This is a genomic window from Bosea sp. BIWAKO-01, assembly GCF_001748145.1.
Classification (GTDB): Bacteria; Pseudomonadota; Alphaproteobacteria; order Rhizobiales; family Beijerinckiaceae; genus Allobosea.
Genome location: NZ_BCQA01000001.1, coordinates 2,287,501 through 2,307,657 on the forward strand (window position 1 = coordinate 2,287,501; position 20,157 = coordinate 2,307,657).

General features: G+C 66.1%; 19 protein-coding genes (1 of these 19 only partly in view). 12 read left to right on the forward strand and 7 right to left on the reverse strand.

Annotation, left to right across the window (positions count from 1 at the left end; genetic code table 11):
* The 9 genes from BIWAKO_RS10495 to BIWAKO_RS10535 form a co-directional block, all read left to right on the forward strand.
* A protein-coding gene (locus BIWAKO_RS10495) for a TetR/AcrR family transcriptional regulator (protein WP_084652197.1) crosses the window boundary here: on the forward strand, positions 1-166 show its end. The gene continues 425 nt to the left of window position 1, outside the view; 166 of the gene's 591 nt are visible here — the last part of the coding sequence; its start codon lies beyond the left edge, outside the window; the stop codon is at positions 164-166.
* On the forward strand, positions 163-927 hold the full coding sequence (locus BIWAKO_RS10500; protein ID WP_069878650.1) for an ABC transporter ATP-binding protein: 765 nt from the start codon (positions 163-165) through the stop codon (positions 925-927). Before BIWAKO_RS10495 ends, BIWAKO_RS10500 begins: the two co-directional genes overlap by 4 nt.
* A complete protein-coding gene (locus BIWAKO_RS10505; RefSeq protein ID WP_244523406.1) occupies positions 924-1,649 on the forward strand; it encodes an ABC transporter ATP-binding protein in 726 nt (241 codons plus the stop codon). The genes BIWAKO_RS10500 and BIWAKO_RS10505 overlap by 4 nt, the downstream gene beginning before the upstream one ends.
* A 41-nt stretch (positions 1,650-1,690) precedes the next feature.
* The gene (locus tag BIWAKO_RS10510) at positions 1,691-2,896 is read left to right on the forward strand and encodes an ABC transporter substrate-binding protein (RefSeq protein ID WP_069878651.1); all 1,206 of its coding nucleotides are present in this window, start codon (positions 1,691-1,693) and stop codon (positions 2,894-2,896) included.
* 17 nt (positions 2,897-2,913) lie between these two features.
* A complete protein-coding gene (locus BIWAKO_RS10515) occupies positions 2,914-3,777 on the forward strand; it encodes a branched-chain amino acid ABC transporter permease (RefSeq protein WP_244523407.1) in 864 nt (287 codons plus the stop codon).
* The gene (locus BIWAKO_RS10520; protein ID WP_069878652.1) at positions 3,777-4,691 is read left to right on the forward strand and encodes a branched-chain amino acid ABC transporter permease; all 915 of its coding nucleotides are present in this window, start codon (positions 3,777-3,779) and stop codon (positions 4,689-4,691) included. Before BIWAKO_RS10515 ends, BIWAKO_RS10520 begins: the two co-directional genes overlap by 1 nt.
* A 15-nt stretch (positions 4,692-4,706) precedes the next feature.
* Complete coding sequence (locus tag BIWAKO_RS10525) at positions 4,707-5,195, forward strand: GAF domain-containing protein (RefSeq protein WP_069878653.1); 489 nt, start codon at positions 4,707-4,709, stop codon at positions 5,193-5,195.
* A gap of 27 nt (positions 5,196-5,222) precedes the next feature.
* Positions 5,223-6,458, forward strand: coding sequence for a metal-dependent hydrolase family protein (locus BIWAKO_RS10530; protein WP_069878654.1), 1,236 nt, complete (start codon positions 5,223-5,225; stop codon positions 6,456-6,458).
* Positions 6,459-6,660: 202 nt separating this feature from the next.
* Positions 6,661-7,131, forward strand: coding sequence for an aminoacyl-tRNA deacylase (locus BIWAKO_RS10535; RefSeq protein ID WP_069878655.1), 471 nt, complete (start codon positions 6,661-6,663; stop codon positions 7,129-7,131).
* A 30-nt stretch (positions 7,132-7,161) separates the two neighbouring features.
* On the opposite strand, the gene BIWAKO_RS10540 is transcribed toward BIWAKO_RS10535, so the two are convergent.
* From BIWAKO_RS10540 to BIWAKO_RS10570, 7 genes are all read right to left on the reverse strand, one after another.
* Positions 7,162-8,406, reverse strand: a complete 1,245-nt coding sequence (locus BIWAKO_RS10540) for a Zn-dependent hydrolase (protein ID WP_069878656.1) — start codon at positions 8,404-8,406, stop codon at positions 7,162-7,164.
* A 165-nt stretch (positions 8,407-8,571) separates the two neighbouring features.
* On the reverse strand, positions 8,572-9,669 hold the full coding sequence (locus tag BIWAKO_RS10545; protein ID WP_069878657.1) for an ABC transporter ATP-binding protein: 1,098 nt from the start codon (positions 9,667-9,669) through the stop codon (positions 8,572-8,574).
* A 2-nt stretch (positions 9,670-9,671) separates the two neighbouring features.
* The gene (locus BIWAKO_RS10550; RefSeq protein WP_069878658.1) at positions 9,672-11,384 is read right to left on the reverse strand and encodes an ABC transporter permease; all 1,713 of its coding nucleotides are present in this window, start codon (positions 11,382-11,384) and stop codon (positions 9,672-9,674) included.
* Between the two features lie 159 nt (positions 11,385-11,543).
* On the reverse strand, positions 11,544-12,881 hold the full coding sequence (locus BIWAKO_RS10555; RefSeq protein WP_069878659.1) for an ABC transporter substrate-binding protein: 1,338 nt from the start codon (positions 12,879-12,881) through the stop codon (positions 11,544-11,546).
* A gap of 194 nt (positions 12,882-13,075) precedes the next feature.
* Positions 13,076-14,428, reverse strand: coding sequence for a sigma-54-dependent transcriptional regulator (locus BIWAKO_RS10560; RefSeq protein ID WP_069878660.1), 1,353 nt, complete (start codon positions 14,426-14,428; stop codon positions 13,076-13,078).
* Positions 14,425-16,368 (reverse strand): ATP-binding protein, encoded by a 1,944-nt coding sequence (locus tag BIWAKO_RS10565; protein WP_069878661.1) that lies wholly within the window; start codon positions 16,366-16,368, stop codon positions 14,425-14,427. The genes BIWAKO_RS10560 and BIWAKO_RS10565 overlap by 4 nt, the downstream gene beginning before the upstream one ends.
* Positions 16,365-17,738, reverse strand: a complete 1,374-nt coding sequence (locus BIWAKO_RS10570; RefSeq protein ID WP_069878662.1) for an ABC transporter substrate-binding protein — start codon at positions 17,736-17,738, stop codon at positions 16,365-16,367. The genes BIWAKO_RS10565 and BIWAKO_RS10570 overlap by 4 nt, the downstream gene beginning before the upstream one ends.
* 102 nt (positions 17,739-17,840) lie before the next feature.
* Here BIWAKO_RS10570 and BIWAKO_RS10575 point away from each other — a divergent pair, with 102 nt between their 5' ends.
* Genes BIWAKO_RS10575 through BIWAKO_RS10585 form a run of 3 tightly spaced genes read left to right on the forward strand, consistent with a single transcriptional unit; the run spans position 17,841 to position 20,013 of the window.
* Positions 17,841-18,344, forward strand: a complete 504-nt coding sequence (locus BIWAKO_RS10575; protein ID WP_244523408.1) for a CMD domain protein — start codon at positions 17,841-17,843, stop codon at positions 18,342-18,344.
* Positions 18,341-18,916, forward strand: coding sequence for a peroxidase-related enzyme (locus BIWAKO_RS10580; protein ID WP_069878664.1), 576 nt, complete (start codon positions 18,341-18,343; stop codon positions 18,914-18,916). The genes BIWAKO_RS10575 and BIWAKO_RS10580 overlap by 4 nt, the downstream gene beginning before the upstream one ends.
* Before the next feature lie 29 nt (positions 18,917-18,945).
* A complete protein-coding gene (locus tag BIWAKO_RS10585) occupies positions 18,946-20,013 on the forward strand; it encodes an NAD/NADP-dependent octopine/nopaline dehydrogenase family protein (protein WP_069878665.1) in 1,068 nt (355 codons plus the stop codon).
* Positions 20,014-20,157: the final 144 nt, after the last annotated feature.

Below are 20,157 nucleotides of genomic sequence, written 5' to 3' on the forward strand. Positions count from 1 at the left end.
CGCCACGATGTGCCTGGTGCGCGGCATGATCGCCCAGACCGTGCTGCGGAAGGACCCCGCCTATTACGTCGAGATGCTGAATTTCTGGAAGCTTCAGGTCCGCGAGCACTTTCCGACACAGACATCGCCCTCACGCCGGCCCGTTGCGGGGGTACACGCTTCATGACGCCGCTGCTGACGGTCACGGGCCTGAAGCTCGACTTCTACGGCGTGCATGTGCTGCGCGGTGTTGATCTCGCCGTGCCGGCCGGAAGCTTTACCGGCCTGATCGGCCCCAACGGTGCCGGCAAGTCGACCTTGTTCAATGCTGTATCGGGACTGTACCGGCCCAAGGGCGGCACCGTCGCGCTGGGGCCAAAGGATGCAACGGGCCTGGCACCGGAAGAACTCGTCGCGGCGGGGCTTGTGCGGACCTTTCAGCTGGCACGGGGCTTCCCCAAGCTCAGCGTCTTCCAACATCTGATGCTCTATGGCGCGGATCAGCCCGGCGAGAATCTGCTCGCGGGGTTATTCGGCTCTTCTGCCGCGCGCCGCCGCGAAGCCGAGCTGGCCGAGCGCGCCTTCGAGATTGCGCGCCGGCTGAAGCTCGACCACGTGCTCGATAATCCGGTCACGGCGCTGTCCGGCGGCCAGAAGAAACTGGTCGAGATCGGGCGAGCCCTGATGGCCAGGCCAAAGATCCTGCTGCTCGACGAGCCGATGGCGGGCGTCAATCCGAGCCTGGCCGACGAGATCGCCGAGCATCTCGTCGGGCTCAACCGTGAAGGCCTGACGATCTGCCTGATCGAGCACGACATGGCGCTGATCAAGCGCCTCTGCCAACCGGTCGTCGTCATGGCCGAGGGCAGGACCCTGACCCAGGGGTCGTTCGAGGAGGTTGCCGCCGACATCCGAGTGCAGGAAGCCTATCTCGGGAGGCGGCATTGAACGTCGCGGCGGGCGCCGCCCTGCTCTCGGTCGAAGGTGTTGTCGCCGGCTATGGCGCGGCCGAAGAAATTCTCAAGGGCACGTCGCTCACAGTTGCACCAGGCGAGATCGTTTCGATCATCGGGCCGAACGGAGCCGGTAAATCGACCTTGCTCAAGACCGTCGCCGGGCTGGTTGCGGCGCGCAAGGGTCAGATCAGCCTGAACGGCGCGGATATCACGGCTGCGAATGCGCTTGGCCGGGCGCGGGCCGGCATCGGCTTCGTACCGCAGGAACGCAATGTCTTTGGAGCGATGACGGTTGCCGAGAATCTGGAGATCAGCGGTTTCCAGGATCCTGGCGGCGTCAGGACGCGCAGCGACGAGATGTACCAGCGCTATCCGATGCTGGCGGACAAGCGGCGCGCGCTGGCGCGTACGCTCTCGGGCGGGCAGCGACAGATCCTGGCGATGGCGATGGGGCTTATGAATGCGCCGAGCCTGCTGCTGCTCGACGAGCCGACCGCCGGGCTCTCGCCCAAGGCGGCTGATGAACTGTTCGAGGCGATCGTCGCCCTGAACAAGGGCGGGTTGCCGATCCTGATGGTCGAGCAGCACGCGCTCGAGGCGCTTGAAATCTCGACGCGGGGCTATGTCCTCGTTTCCGGACGCAACAGCCGAGAGGGGGCGGGACCTGCCCTCGCCGCCGACCCCGATATCCGCCGCCTCTTCCTGGGCGGCTGAAGCCGACGCCGACGCAGTTCAAGAAACATAAGGGGATCACCATGGCCGAATTCATGACGAACCGCCGGACGCTCCTGACGGGTGCCGCCGCGCTTGCCGGCATCGGCGCGCTACCGAAGCTCGCGCTCGCCCAGGGCGCGCCGATCAGGATCGGCACCCTGACGCCGTTGACCGGCTCGGGCGGTCCCTATGGCCCGGTGATGGTCAAGGCGGTCAAGGCCGTCATCGATGAGGTTAATGCGGCAGGTGGCGTGCTCGGGCGCAAGATCGAGCTGATCTCGGAGGACGATCAGACCAATCCGGAAGCCGGCGTCCGTGCGGCGCGCAAGCTGATCGACGTCGACAAGGTCTCGGCCATTCTCGGCACCTGGGCCTCCTCGGTCACGACCGCGGTCGCGCCGCTCTGCTGGGAATCGAAGACCTTCCTTGCGACCGTCTCGGGCGCGGATTCGATCACGCAGTTGCCGCATCAGGGCTATCTGATCCGCACGCAGCCGACGACGACCCTGCAGGGCCGCAAGTTCGGCGAGTTCGTCATCGCCGAGAAGGCCAAGCGCGTCTTCTTCTTGTCGCCGCAGACGCCCTTCGCCAAGAGCCAGTTCGACAACATCACCGAGGCGGTGAAGAAGGGCGGCGGCGAGACGGCATCCCTGATCTATGACGACAAGAAGCCGGCCTACCGCACCGAGATCGACGAGGTGCTGCGCTTCAAGCCTGACGCGGTCGTGTTCGGCGGCTATACGCCCGACACAGCCGTGATGCTGAAGGACCTGTTCCGCGCCGGCTTCGGCGGCCTGAAAGTCGCCTTCGGCTATTCGGTGAACCAGAAGCTGGTCGACAGCGTTCCGGCCGATGTCGTCGACAAGACCTACACGATCTCGCCCTCGTCGGCGGAAGGCTCGAAGGCCTATGAGCGCCTGGTCAAGTTGATCGGCGTGCCTTCGCCCGATCCCTACACCACGCAGATCTATGATCAGATCAACCTGGTTCTGATGGCGATCGCGCTGGCCGGCGATGCCTCCGGCACGGCGATCAAGGATACGATCCGCAAGGCCAGCCAGGCGCCGGGCGGTGCCAAGATCGACAACGCCATTGACGGTCTGAAGGCGATCGCAGCCAAGCAGCCTGTCGACTATGACGGCGCCAGCGGCCCGTGCGACTTCACCGAGACTGGCGATATCAGCGACTCGAAGTTCCGCTACGAGCAGGTCCAGGGCGGGAAGATCGTCCTGATCAAGATCGCCTGATCCCGAAAGACCCGCGCGTGACCCTTTTCCTGCAGGCGCTCATGAACGGGCTGATGACCGGGGCGCTGATCGCCGTCCCGGCTGTCGGCTTCTCGGCCATTTTCGCCGTGCTGCGCTATCCCAACTTCGCCATCGCATCCTATGCCACCATTGGTGCCTTTGCCGCATGGTGGGCGAATGTGGTGCTGGGGCTGCCGATCATTCCGGCTCTCGTGATTGCGTTTGCAATCGCCGGAGCCGTCGGCGTGGTCGCGGAGGAGAGTGCGCTCAGCCGCCTGCGCGGGAACGGGGCGCTCATCGTCGCCATCGCCTCGATCGCGCTCAATCTCGTGCTCGAGAATATCGTCCGCTTCATCTTCGGCAACGACATGCGCGGCTATGACCTGCCCCTGATGCGCGACATGCGCTTCGGCGATCTGCGGATCGGCCCGCAGCAGCTGCAAAGCCTCGCGCTGGCGGTCGTGATCATGGCGGGGATGTTTGCCTTCCTGCGCTATACGCGCTTCGGCAAGGCCATGCGCGCAGTCGCCGACAATCCCGATCTCGCCCGGCTGAAGGGCATCGATCCGGCCCGGATCGCCATCGTCACCGTCTTCCTGGGCGCGGGGCTCACCGGTGTCGGCGGCGTGCTGATCGGCCTCGATACCTCGATCGACCCGCTCACCGGCTATCGCGTGTTGCTGTCGGTCTTCGCCGCAGCGGTGCTCGGCGGGCTCGGCTCGATCCCTGGCGCTGTGGTTGGAGCGCTTGCGCTCGGCATCGCCGAGGAACTGGCGTTGATCGCGGTGCCCGCAACCTATCGCACCGCCGTCGGCTTCATCGCGATCCTGATCATGCTGACCTTCCGCCCGCGCGGCATCCTGGGCGAGAGGGCGGTCTGATGTTGTCCTATGTCATCTTCACCCTGACGCTCTGCGGCATCTACGCGCTGCTCGCGCTCAGCCTGAACCTGATCTGGGGCGGCGTCGGACTGGTCAATCTCGGTCTCGCCGGGTTCTTTGCGGTCGGAGCCTATGCTTCCGCGCTGGCGACCGGGGCAGGGGCGCCGGTGCTCATCGGCTGGACCGCAGCGCTCGCGGTCGGCGCGGTGGTCGGGCTTGTCGTCACATTCGCGACCTTGCGGCTGCGCGACGACTATCTCGCCATCGTCACCCTCGGCTTTGCCGAGGTGATCCGGCTCGTTGCATTGAACGAACGCTGGCTCACCAAGGGATCCGACGGCATTTCCGGGATCAAGGCGCCTCTCAAGGCCGAGCTCGGCCTCATGGGCTTCAACCTCTTCTATCTCGGTCTGGTCACGCTGATCGTGGCCGGCGTCTGGCTGCTGCTGCGACGGCTCGACGGCTCGCCCTATGGAAGGGCGATGAAGGCGATCCGCGAGGATCAGCAGCTTGCGGCCTTCGCTGGAAAGACGGTGCTGCGTTTCAAGCTCCAGGCCTTCGCGCTCTCAGCTGCCATCGCGGCATTGGCCGGTGCGCTGTATGCGCATTTCCAGTCTTATGTGTCGCCTGACCATTTCCAGCCGCTGATCACGATCTACATCTTCCTGGCGGTGACTGCCGGCGGTGTCGGTCGCCCGAGCGGCGCTGTCGTCGGCGCTTATCTCGTCGTGATCTTCCTCGAGGCCACGCGCTTCGCCACCGAATGGGTGCCGGGTCTGCAGCCTGTCCAGGTCGCGGCACTGCGCGAGATCCTGGTTGGGCTCGCGCTGATCCTCGTCCTGCACCTGCGGCCACAGGGACTCCTGCCCGAACGCATTCCACGGGCCCCCAAGCCCGCCCCTTTCAAAGCCTGAATCCCGGAGTTCACGATGTCCGATGATCTTGCCGTCCTGTCGCGCCTGCTTGCAGAGCCCGGCCAGCCGGACACGCTGTTCAAGGCCTTCGAGGCTGCGACCAAGCAGCTCGTCGGGCATGAGCTCTTCACCCTGCTCTATGTCGATGGCGAGGAGGTCGCGCGGATCTATTCGAACCGCCCGGCCGAATATCCGGTCTCGGGCCGCAAGACGATGGGGCCGACGCCCTGGGGCGACCATGTCCTCAAGGGGCGCAAGCCCTATCTCGGGCGCGACAAGGCCGGAATCCGCTGGGCCTTCTTCGATCACGTGCTGATCGAGAGCATGGGCCTCGGCTCGGTCATCAACGTGCCTGCGCTCTATGACGGCAAGGTCGTCGGCACGATCAACCTGCTCGCGCCGGAAGGCTTCTATCGCGAGGAGCATGTGCCGCTGGTCGAGCGGCTGGCGCCTCTGCTGGTTCCCGCATTCCTGGCTGCCCGCGCAGAAGCGCGCGCTGTCTGACAGCTCTCATCCGACTGGAGAAATGCCGTGGCTTCCACCCTCTTCACCAATGCCCGCATCGTCGACGGCACCGCGCAAGAGCGCGGTGCACCGGTCTCAGTCCTGGTCGAGGGCGGGACGATCCGCGAGGTCGGCAAGACCGTGTCCGCCGGCAAGGCGAAGGTGATCGATCTGGCGGGCCGGACCTTGATGCCCGGGCTGATCGACGCGCATGTGCATGTCATCGCGGGCGTCGCCGATCTCGGGCGCAATGCGGCGCTGCCGGACTCCCTCGTGACGGTGCGCTCCCTCGTGATCATGCGCGAGATGCTGCTGCGCGGCTTCACCACAGTACGTGATGTCGGCGGCGCCGATTTCGGGCTGAAGGTCGCGACCGAGGAGGGGCATTACCCGACACCGCGCCTCGTCATTTCCGGCAAGGCGCTGAGCCAGACCGGCGGCCATGCCGATTTCCGCGGCCGCTATGACGATCGCGAGGCGGTGGCGACCCGCCATCGGCTCGGCGCTCTCGGCCGCATTTGCGACGGCATCGACCAGGTGCGCCGCGCGGCCCGCGAGGAGCTCAAGGGCGGAGCCGATTTCATCAAGATCATGGCCAATGGCGGCTGTGCCTCTCCGACCGATCCGATCCATTTCCTCGGCTATTCCGTGAGCGAACTCGAGGCAATAGTCGAGGAAGCCCGGATGGCCGGCACTTATGTCTCGGCCCATGTCTATACGGACGACGCGATCCGCCGCTGCGTCGAGGCGGGCGTCCACTCGCTCGAACATTGCAACCTGATCCAGGCGGACACAGCCAAGCTCGCCGCCGCGAAGGGCGCCGTCGCCGTGCCGACCCTGGTGACCTATGACAAGCTCGCCAGCGAAGGAGGCAAGCTCGGCTTCCCGCCGGATTCCATCGACAAGGTCGAGAATGTCCGTGTCGCCGGCATGGATTCGCTCGCCATCATGAGGAAGGCGGGCCTGCCCATGGCCTATGGCAGCGATCTTCTCGGCGAGATGCATCGGCACCAGTCCGAGGAGTTCGTCATTCGCGGCCGCGCCCTGCCGGCGCATGAGGTGATCAGTGCTGCCACTCATGTCGCGGCGAAGCTGCTCGGGCTCGAAGGCAAGATCGGGACGGTCGCGCCGGGCGCCCATGCCGACCTGATCGTCGTCGACGGCGATCCGCTGAAGGACCTGGCGTTGCTGACCCGCCAGGGCCGGCATATGCCGCTGATCATGAAGGGCGGCGCGTTCATGAAGCGCTCAAGCCTGAGCTGAGCCCGCTGGCGGGCAGACAAGCGAGTGGTTCCGGGACGATCGGTCAGCCGAGGCCCGGAACCCGGTTCCACAGCCGTGTGTCAAAGGCTCGCCGGGCGGAGCCTGTGTCCCGGGCCTGGCAGCCCATTCGCCGTTGACTTCGCGGAGGAGGAGAGGAGGATGTCGTCCTGACGCGTCGCCAGGCAACAAAGGGGCGCCTCCGATGACAATCGCAAAGAAACTCCAGGCCTATATCGACGGTGAAGGCATCGCCTATGACACCGTCGCGCATCACCGTACGGCGACCAGCAGTCAATCGGCGCAGGCCGCCCATGTCCCAGGCAGCAGGATGGCCAAATCCGTGGTCGTGCACCACGAGGCGGGGTATGTCCTGGCCGTTGTTCCCAGCACACACCGCATCGAGCTCTCGACCTTGCAGGATGTGATACACCGACGGCTCGGTCTCGCCTCGGAGGATGAGGTGAGCTCGCTGTTCGTCGATTGCGACCTGGGCGCGGTTCCGCCGATCGGATCAGCCTATGACGTACCGGTGATCCTCGATGAAAGCCTTCATGACGCCAGAGACGTCTATTTCGAGGGTGGCGACCACAAGACGCTGGTGCGCGTCAGCGGGCCCGATTTTCGTAACCTCATGAAGGATGCGCGGGTCGCCCGCTTCAGCCACCCGTCCTAGACATCGCCATCGCGCGGGGCGACAGAGCCCTTATCGATCGGCCCGCGCGACCACGGAGCGCAACAGGACATTCAGTCCGGGCTCCAGATCCTCGCGCGTGCAGAGTTCCAGGTTGTTATGGGTGATGCCGTTTTTGCACGGCGCGAAGATCATCGCCGTCGGAGCATGGCGGGCGACGAAATAGGCGTCGTGCCCGGCCTGGCTCAGGATATCCTGCGTCCGGTAGCCGAGTCCGAGCGAGACAGAGCGGATGCCCTCGATCAGCTCGTCCGAGAAAATCCGCCCGCCCCAGTTCCAGGTGTCGAGGATTTCGGCCGTGCAGCCGCCGCGTGCAGCGGCTTCGCCAATGGCGCGGCGCACGCGCTCGGCCATGACCAGGGTGGTCTCTGCGTCGGGATGGCGGACGTCGCAAACCGCCTGTGCCCAGTCCGACAGGATGCCAGGCTTGTTCGGCCAGGCGACGAGCCGCGAACCTGTCGCCTTGCCGCCCGTGCCGGCGTTCTCCCAGCCGATATCGTCGACCGCAGTGAGCAGGCGCGCGCCGGCCACCAGGGCATTCTTGCGCCGCTCCATCGGCCAGGGTCCGGTATGGGCGGTTTCGCCTCGGAATTCGACGAGCATGCCGCAACTGGGGTAGCCGCCGGTAACGACGCCGACCTGCATGCGCTCGCGGTCGAGGATCGGGCCCTGTTCGATATGGAACTCGAAATAGGCGTCGAAGGCGTGCGGGCTTGCCTCCATCTCACCGAGATAGCCGATGCGCTGCAGTTCCTCGCCGAGGCTGATTCCGTCATCGTCGGTGCGACCGCGGGCCCAGTCCAGAGTGTAGGTGCCGGTGAAGCAGCCCGAGCCGACCATCGGCGGGGAGAAGCGACCGCCCTCCTCATTGGTCCAGTTCACGATCTCCAGCGGGCGGCGCGTGCGATGGCCGATGGCATCGAGCGTGCGGCAGACTTCGAGCGCGCCGAGCACGCCGGCGATGCCGTCGAAGCGGCCGCCATTCACCTGCGTGTCGAGATGGCTTCCCATCACGACGGGAGGCAGTGTGTCGTCGCGGCCCTGACGCCGGGCGAAGATATTGCCGATTCCGTCGATGCGGACGCTGAGGCCGGCCTCCCGGCACCAGCCGACGAACTCGTCGCGGACCTGCTTGTCGGCGTCCGACAGGGCAAGCCTGGAGAGACCGCCCGGCCGGCCCGGACCGATCTCGCCCGACCGTTCGATTGTCGTCCAGAAGCGCTCGATGTCGATGCGGGCGGCGGCAGGGGGGCTCATGGCGAAGGTCTCTTGCGCAAGGTCGGCGAGCGATGCCGTGCAAGCAAATAGCCGTCACGGCATCGCGGGATGCACCAACTCTGAGCGGCGCGGCACCGTTCTGGCAAATGGATATTCGTCATGGCCTCGCCCGGCGCCGCGCATTGGTCGTGATTCTCGCCAGTCCTAACGCTCCAGCCAGAGCGCGGTTCTCGGCGACAGCGACAGGCTGACGGGGGCCGCGACCTCATGCAGGTCGCCGCCCGACTGGAAGGGCAGGTCGACCGAGACCTCGGTTTCGCCGATCGTGACGCCGTAGCGCATGCTCGATCCCAGGAACTCGCGATGCGCGATCCTGCCCGGCAACGCGACTTGCCCGGCATGCGTGGCGCCTGCGGCGCCGAGAGTCGCATGCTGGGGACGAAAGACCAGCTTGGCGCCGGTGGGGACGGCAACATCGCCCGGGATCGGCAGCTTCGCGCCGCCCTTGACCTCGAAGGCGCGTTCGGTGCCGCTGCCGACAACCGTGCCCTCGAGGATATTGGCGGTACCAAGGAAGTTCGCGACGAAGAGATTGGCCGGGCGCTCGTAAAGTTCCATCGGGGTGCCGACCTGCTGGACGATACCCTCGTTCATCACCGCGATGCGGTCGCAGATCGTGTTGGCCTCCTCCTGGTCGTGGGTGACGAAGATCGTCGTCAGGCCGAGGCGCTGCTGCAGATCGCGCAGCTCGCGCCGCACCTGCACACGCAGCTTGGCGTCGAGATTGGAGAGAGGCTCATCGAGCAGCAAGACTTTCGGTTCGACCGCGACGGTGCGCGCGACCGCGACGCGCTGCTGCTGGCCGCCGGAGAGCTGGGATGGGCGCCTGTCGCCGAGATGGCCGAGCCCGACCAGGTCGAGCGCGACCCCGACGCGCCGCTCGATCTCGGCGCGGGCGACGCCGCGCTCCTCAAGACCGAAGGCGACGTTCTTGCGGACAGTCATATGCGGCCAGAGTGCATAGGACTGGAAGACCATGCCGACATCGCGCTTCCAGGGCGGCAGGGTGGAAATGTCCGGGCCGCCGATCCGGACCTGGCCGGTATCGGCCTGGTTGAAGCCGGCGATGAGGCGGAGCAGCGTGGTCTTGCCGCAGCCCGACGGTCCGAGAAAGGCGAAGAATTCACCGGGCCGGATGGCGAGGTCGACATTCTTCAGCACATGATTGGTGCCGTAGGAGAGATTGATGCCCTCGATATCGACGGCGACGGCTTTGGTAGCGAGCGGTGTGATGGCGTTCATGATCAGTGGCCCATTCCCTTGGCCTTCTGGCTGCGTTCGATGATGAGATGGGAGAGGAAGGTGCAGGCCGCGACGAGGATGACCGCGACGACGCCGAGCGCCGCACCAGGCCCACGTCCGGCGGCGGACTGCATGAAGACATAGAGCCCATAGGCCAGTGGCGCGTCGGAGTTGGACTGCACCAGCATCAGTGTGGCCGAGAGCTCGACCGCCGCGGTCGAGAAGCTGGTGACGAAGCCGGCGAGAATGCCGCCTGCCATCAGCGGGACGACGACGCGGCGCACGGTCCGGGATTTGGTGGCGCCGAGATTCTCCGCCGCCTCCTCGAGCGAGACCGAGATCTGCTGCAGCGCCGCGTGGCAGGCGCGCAGCGCATAGGGCAGGCGCCGGATCGCGAGCGCCAGCACGAGGGTGATCCAGAGCGAGGCGAGCGGCGTGCCGTCCGGCAAGGTGATACCGTAGAAGGTCCGGAGATAGCCGATGCCGAGCACGACGCCCGGGATCGCCAGTGCCGCCGACGCCGTCCAGTCGAGCCATTCGCGGCCGACCAGCTTCGTCCGCAGCACGAGATAGGCGATGGCCACACCGAGCACGATGTCGATCCCGCCTGCGATGCTGGCATAGATCAGTGTGTTCTTGATGTAGACCGAGCTCTCGCCGAAGACGCGGGCGTAATGGGCGACCGTGAAGGCGTCCGGCAGCGGCGAATAGGACCAGATCGTCGCAAAGGAGAGCAGCAGCAGCCCCAGATGCGGCGCGAGCACCAGCGCCAGGATCAGGATGACGACGCCATAGCCGAAGATGGCCTCCATCGGTGACATCACACGCTTGGCGAGGCCGCCGCCGCCGCGTTGGGTCGTGGCGTAGTCGCGGCCCTTCAGCGCCAGCGCCGACAGCCACATGGCAACGACCGAGGCGATGATCAGGACGACCGAGATGACATAGCCCATCGGGTCGGCAATCCCGATCGAGGTCACGCGCAGATAGGCCTGCGGCGCCAGCATGTCCTTGACGTTGAGCAGGAGCGGGGTCGCCAGATCGTCGAAGACCTTGACGAAGACGAGCGAGGCGCCGGCGAGATAGCCCGGCATGGCGAGCGGGAAGACGATGCGGCGAAAAAGGCGGAAGCCGGAGGAGCCGAGATTCTGCGCGGCCTCTTCCATGGCCCGGTCGATATTGCGCAGCGCTGCCGAGAGATTGATCAGGATGAACGGGAAATAATGGACCGACTGGACGAAAATGACGCCGTTCAGCCCTTCCATGAAGCCGATCTTGAAGCCGAACCAATCATCCAGCAGCAGGTTGATCGAGCCGTTGCGGCCGAACAAGAGCTGCATCGCCACGGCGCCGACGAAGGGTGGCATGATCAGGGGCAGGAAACCCAGCGTTTGGACGACCGCAGCGCCGCGGAAGACGAAACGCGTCGTCAGATAGGCCAGCGGCAGCGCGAAGACCGACGCCCAGACCACCGACATGGCCGAGACATAGACCGAGTTCCAGAACGACCGGATGAATAGCTCGGTCCGGAAGAAGTCGTAGAAATTGATCAGCGTGAAGCTGTTCGTGCCCTTCTCGGTGAAGGCGACATAGATCACCGTTGCCACCGGCAGCACGAGGAAGAACAGCAGGAAGGCTGCAATGGCCAGCGCGAGCGCGATCTGGCCAGGGGTCGCCGACATGCGTTTGGGGCGCGAGAGCGCGGGGACGGCGGTCATGGGGAGTTCCCGAAAGAGGCTCGATCGATAAGGCCTGCACCGTCATGCCAGGCGGCCGTGCGGAGATCCGCGATCCATGCCCGAGCCTCCAACGGGGAGGTCGGCATGGATCCCGGCTCTTCACTTCGCTACGGCAGGGATGACGGCCGCGGCGACGGCTCAGCGCGCGAGCTTGAGGGCTTCCTCGGCCTTGGTCTTGGCCTTGGCGTAATTCTCGCGGGCAGCATTGGCCCACTGGCTCTCGAGCTCGGCCTGTCTGGCGCCCTTCTCCTTGCCGCCGGTAAAGGCGCCGCGGAGTTCTGCGCTTGCAGCCTGCGCTTCGGTGACCGGCATGGCTGCGATCAGGTTGCGCGCCTCATCGGCTGCAGCCTTGGCCTGGGCGTTGGGCTTCTTCGCCAGCGCGGCGTCGACCTCGTGCAGCGTCTTGGTGACGCCCTTCAGCGCATCGAGCTGGAAGGAGATCAGCTGGTCGAACAGAGTGTCGACGACAGCGGTCCGGGCTTCGGATTTGTCGACGTCGAAGCCGATCATCTTCTGGAAGCGCGGATCGGTGAAGGGGTTGGGATAATCGGCGCCGGCCTTGGCATAGACGGCCGGATTGACCGGCAGGCGGCGGATGCCGGGATCGAGCAGGACTTCCTGGCCGGTCGGCGAGAGCAGGAACTCGACGAAGGCCTCGGCCGCCGCCTTGTTCGGTGGGTTCGCGATGATGCCGACATTGGCAGGCACGACGGTGGTCACGGTCGGATAGACGAACTTGACCGGGAATCCGGACGCCTGTGCCGAGAAGGCGAAGAAGTCGATGACGATGCCGACGCCGACCTGTCCGGAGTTCACCGCTTCCGGCACACCGAACGAACGTTCCGTGATCGAGCGGAAATTGCCCGACATCTCCTTGAGCGTGCGCCAGCCCTTGTCCCAGCCTTCGCCCTGAAGGATGGTCTCGACGGTCAGGTGCGTCGTGCCGGAGCGGGCCGGCGAGGCGATCGAGACATGGTCGTAGAAGGCCGGCTTGGCGAGATCCTGCCAGTCCTTCGGTTCCGGCAGCTTGTTGGCCTTGGCGTAGCGATCATTCCACATGATGCCGTAGCCCGAGGCCGCGAAGCCGAAATAGAAGCCCTGCGGATCATTGATCGGATAGGAGCCGATCTTCTCGGGGATGCCGGTCGCCTTGGGCTTGTAGGGCGTCAGCAGCTTCTTGCCTTTGAGCACTTCGAAGGCGTCAGGAGCCGACGCCCAGAAGAGATCGACCTGGTTGTTGGCCTTGGTCTCCTCGACATATTTCACACCGGCATTGGTGTTGCGGTTCTGAACTTCGAGCGTGACGCCCGGAACCGCCTTCTCGAAGGCCTTCTTGATCGGGTCGGTCACGTCCTTGGAAAAGGAGGTGACAACGGTGACCTTGCCGGCCGGAGCCTGGGCGAGGGCGATGGTTGCGAATGACGTGCTGAGCGACAGGCCGAGGGCGGCCGCGAGTGCGACCCTGCGATTGACCATGATTTCCTCCAAGACAATTTTTGCTCACCCGGCGTCGAGGCCGATGCACATCTGTCAGCAACGACGATGCCAACCGGGCGTCGTGTTGATTGTGTTGAGGAAATCCCGGGTTCAGTGCGCAGTTCGCGCTCTCTGCGGGTCGTTGCGGTAACCGTCGCGTCGAGAGGATGGGTCAGGACGGTAACATCGCGACGTCAGTCGGGAAGTGCTGCCGCGCCACTCAAACCGTAGCGGCGCATCTTGAGGTAAAGGGTCTTGCGGGTGATGCCGAGGGCGGCTGCTGTGACGCCGATCCGGCCGCCATGGCGTTTCAACGCCGCACCGATCACCTCGGCTTCGGCGAGCGCGATCTGTTCGTCGAGCGTCAGTTCGGCACTCGATGGTCCGGCGACGGTCTCATGATCATCGAAATCCTCGTCCATCCCGAGCAGGCTGCGTTCGGCGGCGTTGCGCAATTCGCGCACGTTGCCGGGCCAGTCCTGCCGTGACAGGCGCTGCAGCAGATCGCGGCCGAGCGGCGGGGCGGAGCGGCCGACGCGAGCGGCGGCGAGCCCGAGGAAGTGCTGGAACAGCAATGGAATGTCCTCGCGCCGATCGCGCAGGGGCGGCAGGCGGAGCGTCACGACATTGAGGCGATAGACCAGGTCTTCTCTAAATCCGCCGGCCTTGGCCAATGCTGCGAGGTCCGCCTTTGTTGCCGCGACGATGCGGATATCGACCGCGATCTCGCGGTTGGAGCCGAGGCGTTCGATGCGTCGCTCCTGGAGCGCGCGCAGCAGCCGGACCTGCGCGGCCATCGGCATCGACTCGATCTCGTCGAGAAAGAGCGTGCCGCCGCTGGCATGCTCGATCTTGCCGATGCGCCGCTCGCGTGCACCGGTGAAGGCGCCGGCCTCATGGCCGAAAAGCTCGCTCTCGATCATGGTTTCGGGAATTGCGCCGCAGTTCACCGCGACGAAGCGCCCGCTGCGGCGCTTGCCGAGATCGTGCAGCGCGCGCGCCGCGACCTCCTTGCCGGTCCCGGTTTCGCCGAAGAGCAGCACGTCGGCATCGGCGTCGGCCATGAGGGTCAGCCGCTGCCGCAAACGGACGATCGCCGGCGAGGCGCCGACAAGCCGCGCGACCCACGGGTCGTCGGGGGTGGCTCCGGCACGCAGCTGTCGGTTCTCGATGATCAGCCGGCGGTAATCGCTCGCCCGGCGGACGGTCTCGGTGAGGAGCACGGGATCGGCCGGCTTCTCGACGAAATCCCAGGCACCGTCGCGGATCGCCTTCACCGCCATGGGGACGTCGGCATGGCCGGTGACGAGCACGACCGGAATTTCCGGGTCGATCGCCCTGACCGCCGCCAGCAGGCCGAAGCCGTCGCGGCCGGGCATCCGGACATCGCTGACCAGAACGACGGGGCTGTCGCGGGTCAGCAGGGGCAGGGCTGCGTCGGCCGAGCGCTTTGCCGCGACCTCGAAGCCTTCGAGCTCCAAGGTCAGCCGGCAGGCCTCGAGAACCTCGGCGTCGTCGTCGACGAGAACAATCCTTGGCGCATTCATGCGTCAATTTCCATGGCAGCCATTGCGCGGTTCGGCAGGGCTTCGAGCATAATCAGAAAGCGTGTGCCGGCGGGACCGGAGCTTGCGACGGCGAGCGTGCCGCCAAGGTCCTTGATGATGTTGTAGGAGAGCGAGAGGCCGAGGCCGAGCCCCGAACCGACCGGCTTGGTCGTGAAGAACGGGTCGAAGATTCGCTCCAGATGCGCGCGGTCGATGCCGGGCCCGTTATCCTCGACCCAGATCTCGACGGCCTTGCCGCGTTGGGCCGCGCCGATCGCGAGTGTCGGGTCCGGCCGACCGGCGATGGCATCGAGGGCATTGGCGATGAGGTTGACCAGGACCTGCTCCAGCCGGATTTCCTCGGCGCGGACATAGAGCCTTTCGCCTGGCATGTCCTGCTTCAGCGTCACCTGCCCGGCATCGAGGCGCGGACTGAAGAGCGACAGCGCCGTCTCGACCACGCCGCCGACCTCGACGGGAGAAAGCGTCACGCCCGGCTTGCGGGCGAAGCGCCTGAGGTGAGCAATCAACTCGGCGGCGCGGGTTGTCAGCGCCTGGATGCGCATGATGGCGTGGCGGGCCTCGTCGGGCCGCTCGCGCTCCAGCAGCAGCACCCCGTTATGGGCATGCGAGCGAATCGCTGCCAGCGGCTGGTTGAGTTCGTGGCTGAGGCCGGCCGCCATCTGGCCGAGCGCGGCGAGCTTGGCCGCCTGGATCAGGTCGTCCCGGGTCTGCCGGAAGACGGCGAGCGCCCGGGCGAGGTCGCCGAGCTCGTCATTGCCCGCATGGGGCAAAACAGCCGAGGACTGCCCGCTGGCGATGCTGGTCGCGGCTTCGGTGAGCACGCGCAGCCGCGCGACGAGATGACGGCGAACATAGAACCAGCCGATCAGGAGGGCTCCGATCAGCGAGGCGGCGGCGATCGCCAGGAGCAGGTTGCGGCCGAGCCTGATCGCTGTGGCGGAACGCTCGGCCGCAGCTTTCGCGGTTGCTTCCGTTCTCTGAACCTCCTGGGAGACCAGGGTGCCGAGCTCGCTGACCAGCCGCCGGCTTTCCGTGATCAGTCGTTGCGCGTCCGTCTGGGCTGCCAGCTCCGCGCGCTTGATGGCGGCCAATCCGGTGCCGGCATCGGCAAGTCCGATCAGCCGCTGGGCAATCTGCCTGACGGTGATGGTATCGGGCCAGCCGTTCAGCGCCCTGGCCTCGATTTCGAGCTGGTCGACCGCCTCGCCGATGACATGGCCGGTCTGCTCCATATCCTCGCGGGAGCGGACCGCGCCGAGCCGCCCATAGAGGCCGACGATCAGGTTCGCCTGGGCATTCAGCGTCATCAACGCCGCGCTCTTGCGCGTCTCCTCGCGAATGGCATTCGGCTTGGCTGCGCCTGATGCTTCGGTTCCGGCCTGACCGAGCGCCGTCTCGATATTGAAGCGGGCATCGTCGGTGAGTGGCTCGATTTCGTCGAGGAGATCGGCCTGGAGCCAACGTAGCTCCTCGCCGATGGCACGGTTGCGCTCGCCAAGCGGGAAGCGCCGCTCAGAGACCGCATCGATGGCTTTGAGATTGCTGCGGATCTCGGTCGCTACCGCGGCCAGGGCAGGCGAGGCGAACCCGCCCTCGGCCCGTTCGGCCAGGACCCGGTCGAGCTCATCCAGTCGCTCCCCGACAAGCCGCCGGCCGCGCTCATAGGCATCGCGTCGCTCGGCATTGGCAAGCTCGGGCATGCTGGCGATGACGCGCGCGCTGGCTTCGGCAAGCCTCGCAGAAGAGGCAAGGCCCGGGAGATGATCGCGGGCGATGGCCGCCAGCTCCGTGCTCAGTCGCTCATAGGATATGACGCCGACGATGCCGGCGCCGACGGCGAACAGACCGACGCCGAGAAAGGCGGCGATCAGGCGTTCGCCGATGCCGAAACGTCGGTCTCGCCAGAGGCGCCTCATGGCAGCCCTCCGGCCAGCCCGTCATCCGAATTGGTCCACCCTGCGGCCGCGAGACGCTCGGCGGCCTGGCGCAACCTGATGGCGGCGTCCGCGGCCTGGGCCGCGATTGCGTTGCGGATCTCGGCTTCGATACGCGCCTGCGCCTCGGGAACTGCCAGGCCCCGAGGCACACGCACAAGATCGCGAAAACGTTCGGGCTGGCCGAGTTCCGAGGCTGGGATGGGCGGCCGCGCCAGCGCTCCGCGCGCTTCGGTCAGGAGGCGGGCGGCCTGCCCGTCGGGATAGGCGAGAAGCGCGGCCTCCAGTCCCTGGAGGCTGCGCCAGAGCCGGGCATGCTCCGCGCGGCGGAAGGTGATCCACTCGTCGAAGATGATGTTGACCAGTTCGTAGCGGCCGGCCGACAGCCCGGCATCGAAGCGTGTCCGGTTGAAGAGGCCCGACAGGTCCGAAAGATGCGGCGGCGCCTCGTCGGCGCCATAGGCAGCCGGTGAGACCGCAAGCCGGCCGATCCGCGGCTCGCGCAGTAGCTTCTGGCCCTCGGGCGAGAGCACGAAGTCGATGAAGAGTTCGGCCTCCTTCGGATTGGGTGACGTTGCCAGCCGTGCGATGCTGGCTGGTGCGAAAAGCGTCTCCTCCGGCAGCAGGAAGCGGCTGGTCTCGCCCTCCGCACCGGCGGTTTCTGCCAGGAAATCGATCGAGATACCGATGCCGAACCGACCGCGCGCCACACCCGCCGTCACCCCGAAACTGCGCGCCGTGATGGTGGCGAGATTGCCGCCGATCTCGGACCAGAGCGCCCAGCCACGTTCCCAGCCGAGCGATTGCAGCAGGGCTTCGACCATCAGGTGCGTCGTGCCGGAGCGGGCTGGCGAGGTCAGGCCGATATGGCCGGCATAGGCGGGGGCGGCAAGGTCGGCCCAGTTCCGCGGTACCGGGAGCCCCCGCGCCGCAAGATAGGACGGATTGTAGACCAGCCCGTAGCCCGAGACGGCAAAGCCGAGATAGTGCCCATCCGGATCGTTGACGGGATAGCCCGCGATGGTCTCGGGGGCGCCGGTCGGCCGGGCCTGCAGCGGAGCCAGCAGCTTCGTCCGCTTCAGCAACTCGAAGGCGTCGGGGGCGGAGGCCCAGAACAGATCGGCCTCCTGACGCTGCTGTGTCCGGATATCCGCAACGGCTGCGGTGGTCTTGCGCTGCACGACCTCCACCGCGATGTCCGGGTGTCGGTTGCGAAAGGCCGCCCGGAAGGGCTCGAAGAAGGCCGGCGGGAACGAGGTGATGATCTGGACGCGGCGAGCTTCTGCCGGGCCGGCGGCAAGCCAGGTGAAAGCCGCAAGGGCAAGGCAGAGACGAGCCGCGCGTCGGATCATGAATCTGTCATATAGCCGGCAATCGGACCCGCATAGATCGACGGGTGGACCTTCGCCGTCGCCGATCCTAAACATCGCTTGTCGCAGCGAGGGGAGATGGGATTGAGCGGGACGAATCTGATCGAGAGCCTGGCGGGGTTGAAGGCGGGCTCCCAACTTGCGGATGCCGTATCAGAGCGCTCCGGGATCATGGAGATGAGCCAGGCCAGCCATGACGCGGTCCTGCTGCCGCGCGAGCCGGGCGGGCTGAGCCATGCCGAACGTGCGGCGCTGGCGGTCAGGATGGCCCGATGGAACGGGGATTCCGGGCTGGCCGCCCACTATCGGGAACTGCTCGGACAAGCCGGCGAGACCTCCGCGCTGGCGGCGATCGCTTCGGGCGCGGCCCTTGAGCAGCTCGGCGCGGATGCGCGGCTCGTCGCCGTTACGCGTCATGTCGACATCCTGACGAAGACGGTCAAGGACGCGACGCGGGCGGATATCGAGGCGCTCAAGGCGGCAGGCATCGCGGAGCCCGACATCGTCCGGCTCGCAGAGCTTGCTGCCTTCGTCAATTACCAGGTCCGTGTGATTGCCGGCCTGCGGCTGCTGGAGGAGGTCCTGTGAGCGTTCCGGTCCACGAGTTCACGGCCGACGTGCCGCGCTGGTCGCCCTATGTCACGCCGGTCACGCTTGAGGACGCGACTCCGGAGCAGCTCGATGCGCTTCAGATCACGCCGTCGAACAAGAAGGTTTCGGCCTATGTCCTGACGCTCGCGCATGATCCCGAATCCCTGAAGGTGCGCTCGCCGCTCTTCAACGCGATCATGTATGGCAAGGGCGGGCTGTCCCCGGCCGAACGGGAGCTTGGCGCAGTCGGCGCCTCGATCGTCAATCGCTGCGTCTATTGTGCGGCAGTGCATGCCTCGCGCTTCAACCAGTTGACGAAGCGGACAGACGTGATCGAAGCGATCTTCGCCGATGGCGTCGATGCCGAGCTGGAGGAACACCAGCAGGTTATCTTCGATTTCGCGGTCAGGCTCTCGAAGACGCCGTCCGAGGCGACACAAGCGGATATTGCTGCGTTGCGCGATCTCGGACTGTCGAAGCTTGAAATCCTCGACCTGATCCTTTCCGCCTCGATCTTCGGCTGGGCCAACCGGCTGATGCATACGCTCGGCGAACCGGTTCGCGACTGAGCCGTCCGCACAGCAAGGGCCCATCGAATATGCGTGTCGCCATCATCGGCTCCGGCGGTATCGGCCGAGGCTATGCCGCCTATCTGACGCGGCAGGGGCATCAGCCGGTGCTGTGGTCGCCGAGCGGAGTGGCCCTCTCCGATTTCGCCGGGGGCGCGGAACTGGCGGTGACCGGGACGATCGTCGCATCCCTGCCCATCCCGGTCGCGCAGAGCTGCGCGGACGCCGTGGCGGGAGCCGAAACCGTCATCGTGGCGGTGCCGGCCAATGGCTTCCGAACCGTGCTGGAAACGCTTTCGGAGCATCTGCAGCAGGGCCAGAGCGTGGTCATCAGCGCGCATAGCTCCTTTGCGGCACTCTATCTGCATGATCTGCTGGCGGAGCGAGGGATTACGCTGCCGATTGCCGCCTGGGCGACGACTGCGCTGACCGCGCGCAAGACGGGGCCGCGCAGCGTCAACATCTCCGGCATCCGTGCCCGGCTCGACGTTGCGACCTTGCCGCGACGCTTCGCAGAGGAGGGGCACTCGATCTGCCAGGCGTTGTTCGGGGATCGGTTCGAGCCCCGTGAGGACCTGCTCGCCATCATGCTGAGCAACCTCAATCCGCCCGGGCATATGGCGAGCATGCTGTGCAATCTGACCCGCGCGGAACAAGGCGAGGATTGGCCGAATTACGGGAGCACGACGCGGGGCGTCGGCCGCATCATCGATGCGATGGACGAGGAGCGGCTCATGCTTGCGGCGGCCTTCGGACTCGCGGTGCGCAGCGTGCAGGATCACTACGCCCTGTCATTCGGCGTTACGCCTGGCCCCGTCGGCGAGATGGCCGCCGCGGTCCATGCCATGCGTCCGGAGCTGATGGGGCCGAAGACGCTCGATACCCGCTTCATCACCGAGGACGTGCCTTTCGGGCTCGTTCCGCTCGAACTGCTTGGCGCCGTCACAGGCGTGGCAGTGCCGTTGCATCAGGCCGGCATCGCGCTGTTCAATGCGATCTGCGCGCGGGATTTCAGAGCGGAGAACGATCTCCTGCCATTGCTGGATCTGGGCGGCCTGGACGCCGCCGGTCTGCACAAGCGGTTGCGCGACGGCTGAGGCCGGGTCGTCGAACCTCTGCTGACAGGCGCTGACAAGCTGGTTGGCCACGATAATACGAGACGGGCTAAGACCGCTCTCCGAAAGCGGGTGGTCTCAATGCCCGTTTGCGACAAGAATGCCGCCAGCCAGCTTGAACGAGGA

What these genes read in the sequence shown, in the direction of transcription:
- BIWAKO_RS10565 (WP_069878661.1), bottom strand. Translation starts at nt 16,368, where the DNA reads ATGAGGCGCCTCTGGCGAGACCGACGTTTCGGCATCGGCGAACGCCTG.
- BIWAKO_RS10525 (WP_069878653.1), top strand. Translation starts at nt 4,707, where the DNA reads ATGTCCGATGATCTTGCCGTCCTGTCGCGCCTGCTTGCAGAGCCCGGC.
- BIWAKO_RS10510 (WP_069878651.1), top strand. Translation starts at nt 1,691, where the DNA reads ATGGCCGAATTCATGACGAACCGCCGGACGCTCCTGACGGGTGCCGCC.
- BIWAKO_RS10555 (WP_069878659.1), bottom strand. Translation starts at nt 12,881, where the DNA reads ATGGTCAATCGCAGGGTCGCACTCGCGGCCGCCCTCGGCCTGTCGCTC.
- BIWAKO_RS10550 (WP_069878658.1), bottom strand. Translation starts at nt 11,384, where the DNA reads ATGACCGCCGTCCCCGCGCTCTCGCGCCCCAAACGCATGTCGGCGACC.
- BIWAKO_RS10500 (WP_069878650.1), top strand. Translation starts at nt 163, where the DNA reads ATGACGCCGCTGCTGACGGTCACGGGCCTGAAGCTCGACTTCTACGGC.
- BIWAKO_RS10545 (WP_069878657.1), bottom strand. Translation starts at nt 9,669, where the DNA reads ATGAACGCCATCACACCGCTCGCTACCAAAGCCGTCGCCGTCGATATC.
- BIWAKO_RS10570 (WP_069878662.1), bottom strand. Translation starts at nt 17,738, where the DNA reads ATGATCCGACGCGCGGCTCGTCTCTGCCTTGCCCTTGCGGCTTTCACC.
- BIWAKO_RS10520 (WP_069878652.1), top strand. Translation starts at nt 3,777, where the DNA reads ATGTTGTCCTATGTCATCTTCACCCTGACGCTCTGCGGCATCTACGCG.
- BIWAKO_RS10560 (WP_069878660.1), bottom strand. Translation starts at nt 14,428, where the DNA reads ATGAATGCGCCAAGGATTGTTCTCGTCGACGACGACGCCGAGGTTCTC.
- BIWAKO_RS10585 (WP_069878665.1), top strand. Translation starts at nt 18,946, where the DNA reads ATGCGTGTCGCCATCATCGGCTCCGGCGGTATCGGCCGAGGCTATGCC.
- BIWAKO_RS10535 (WP_069878655.1), top strand. Translation starts at nt 6,661, where the DNA reads ATGACAATCGCAAAGAAACTCCAGGCCTATATCGACGGTGAAGGCATC.
- BIWAKO_RS10540 (WP_069878656.1), bottom strand. Translation starts at nt 8,406, where the DNA reads ATGAGCCCCCCTGCCGCCGCCCGCATCGACATCGAGCGCTTCTGGACG.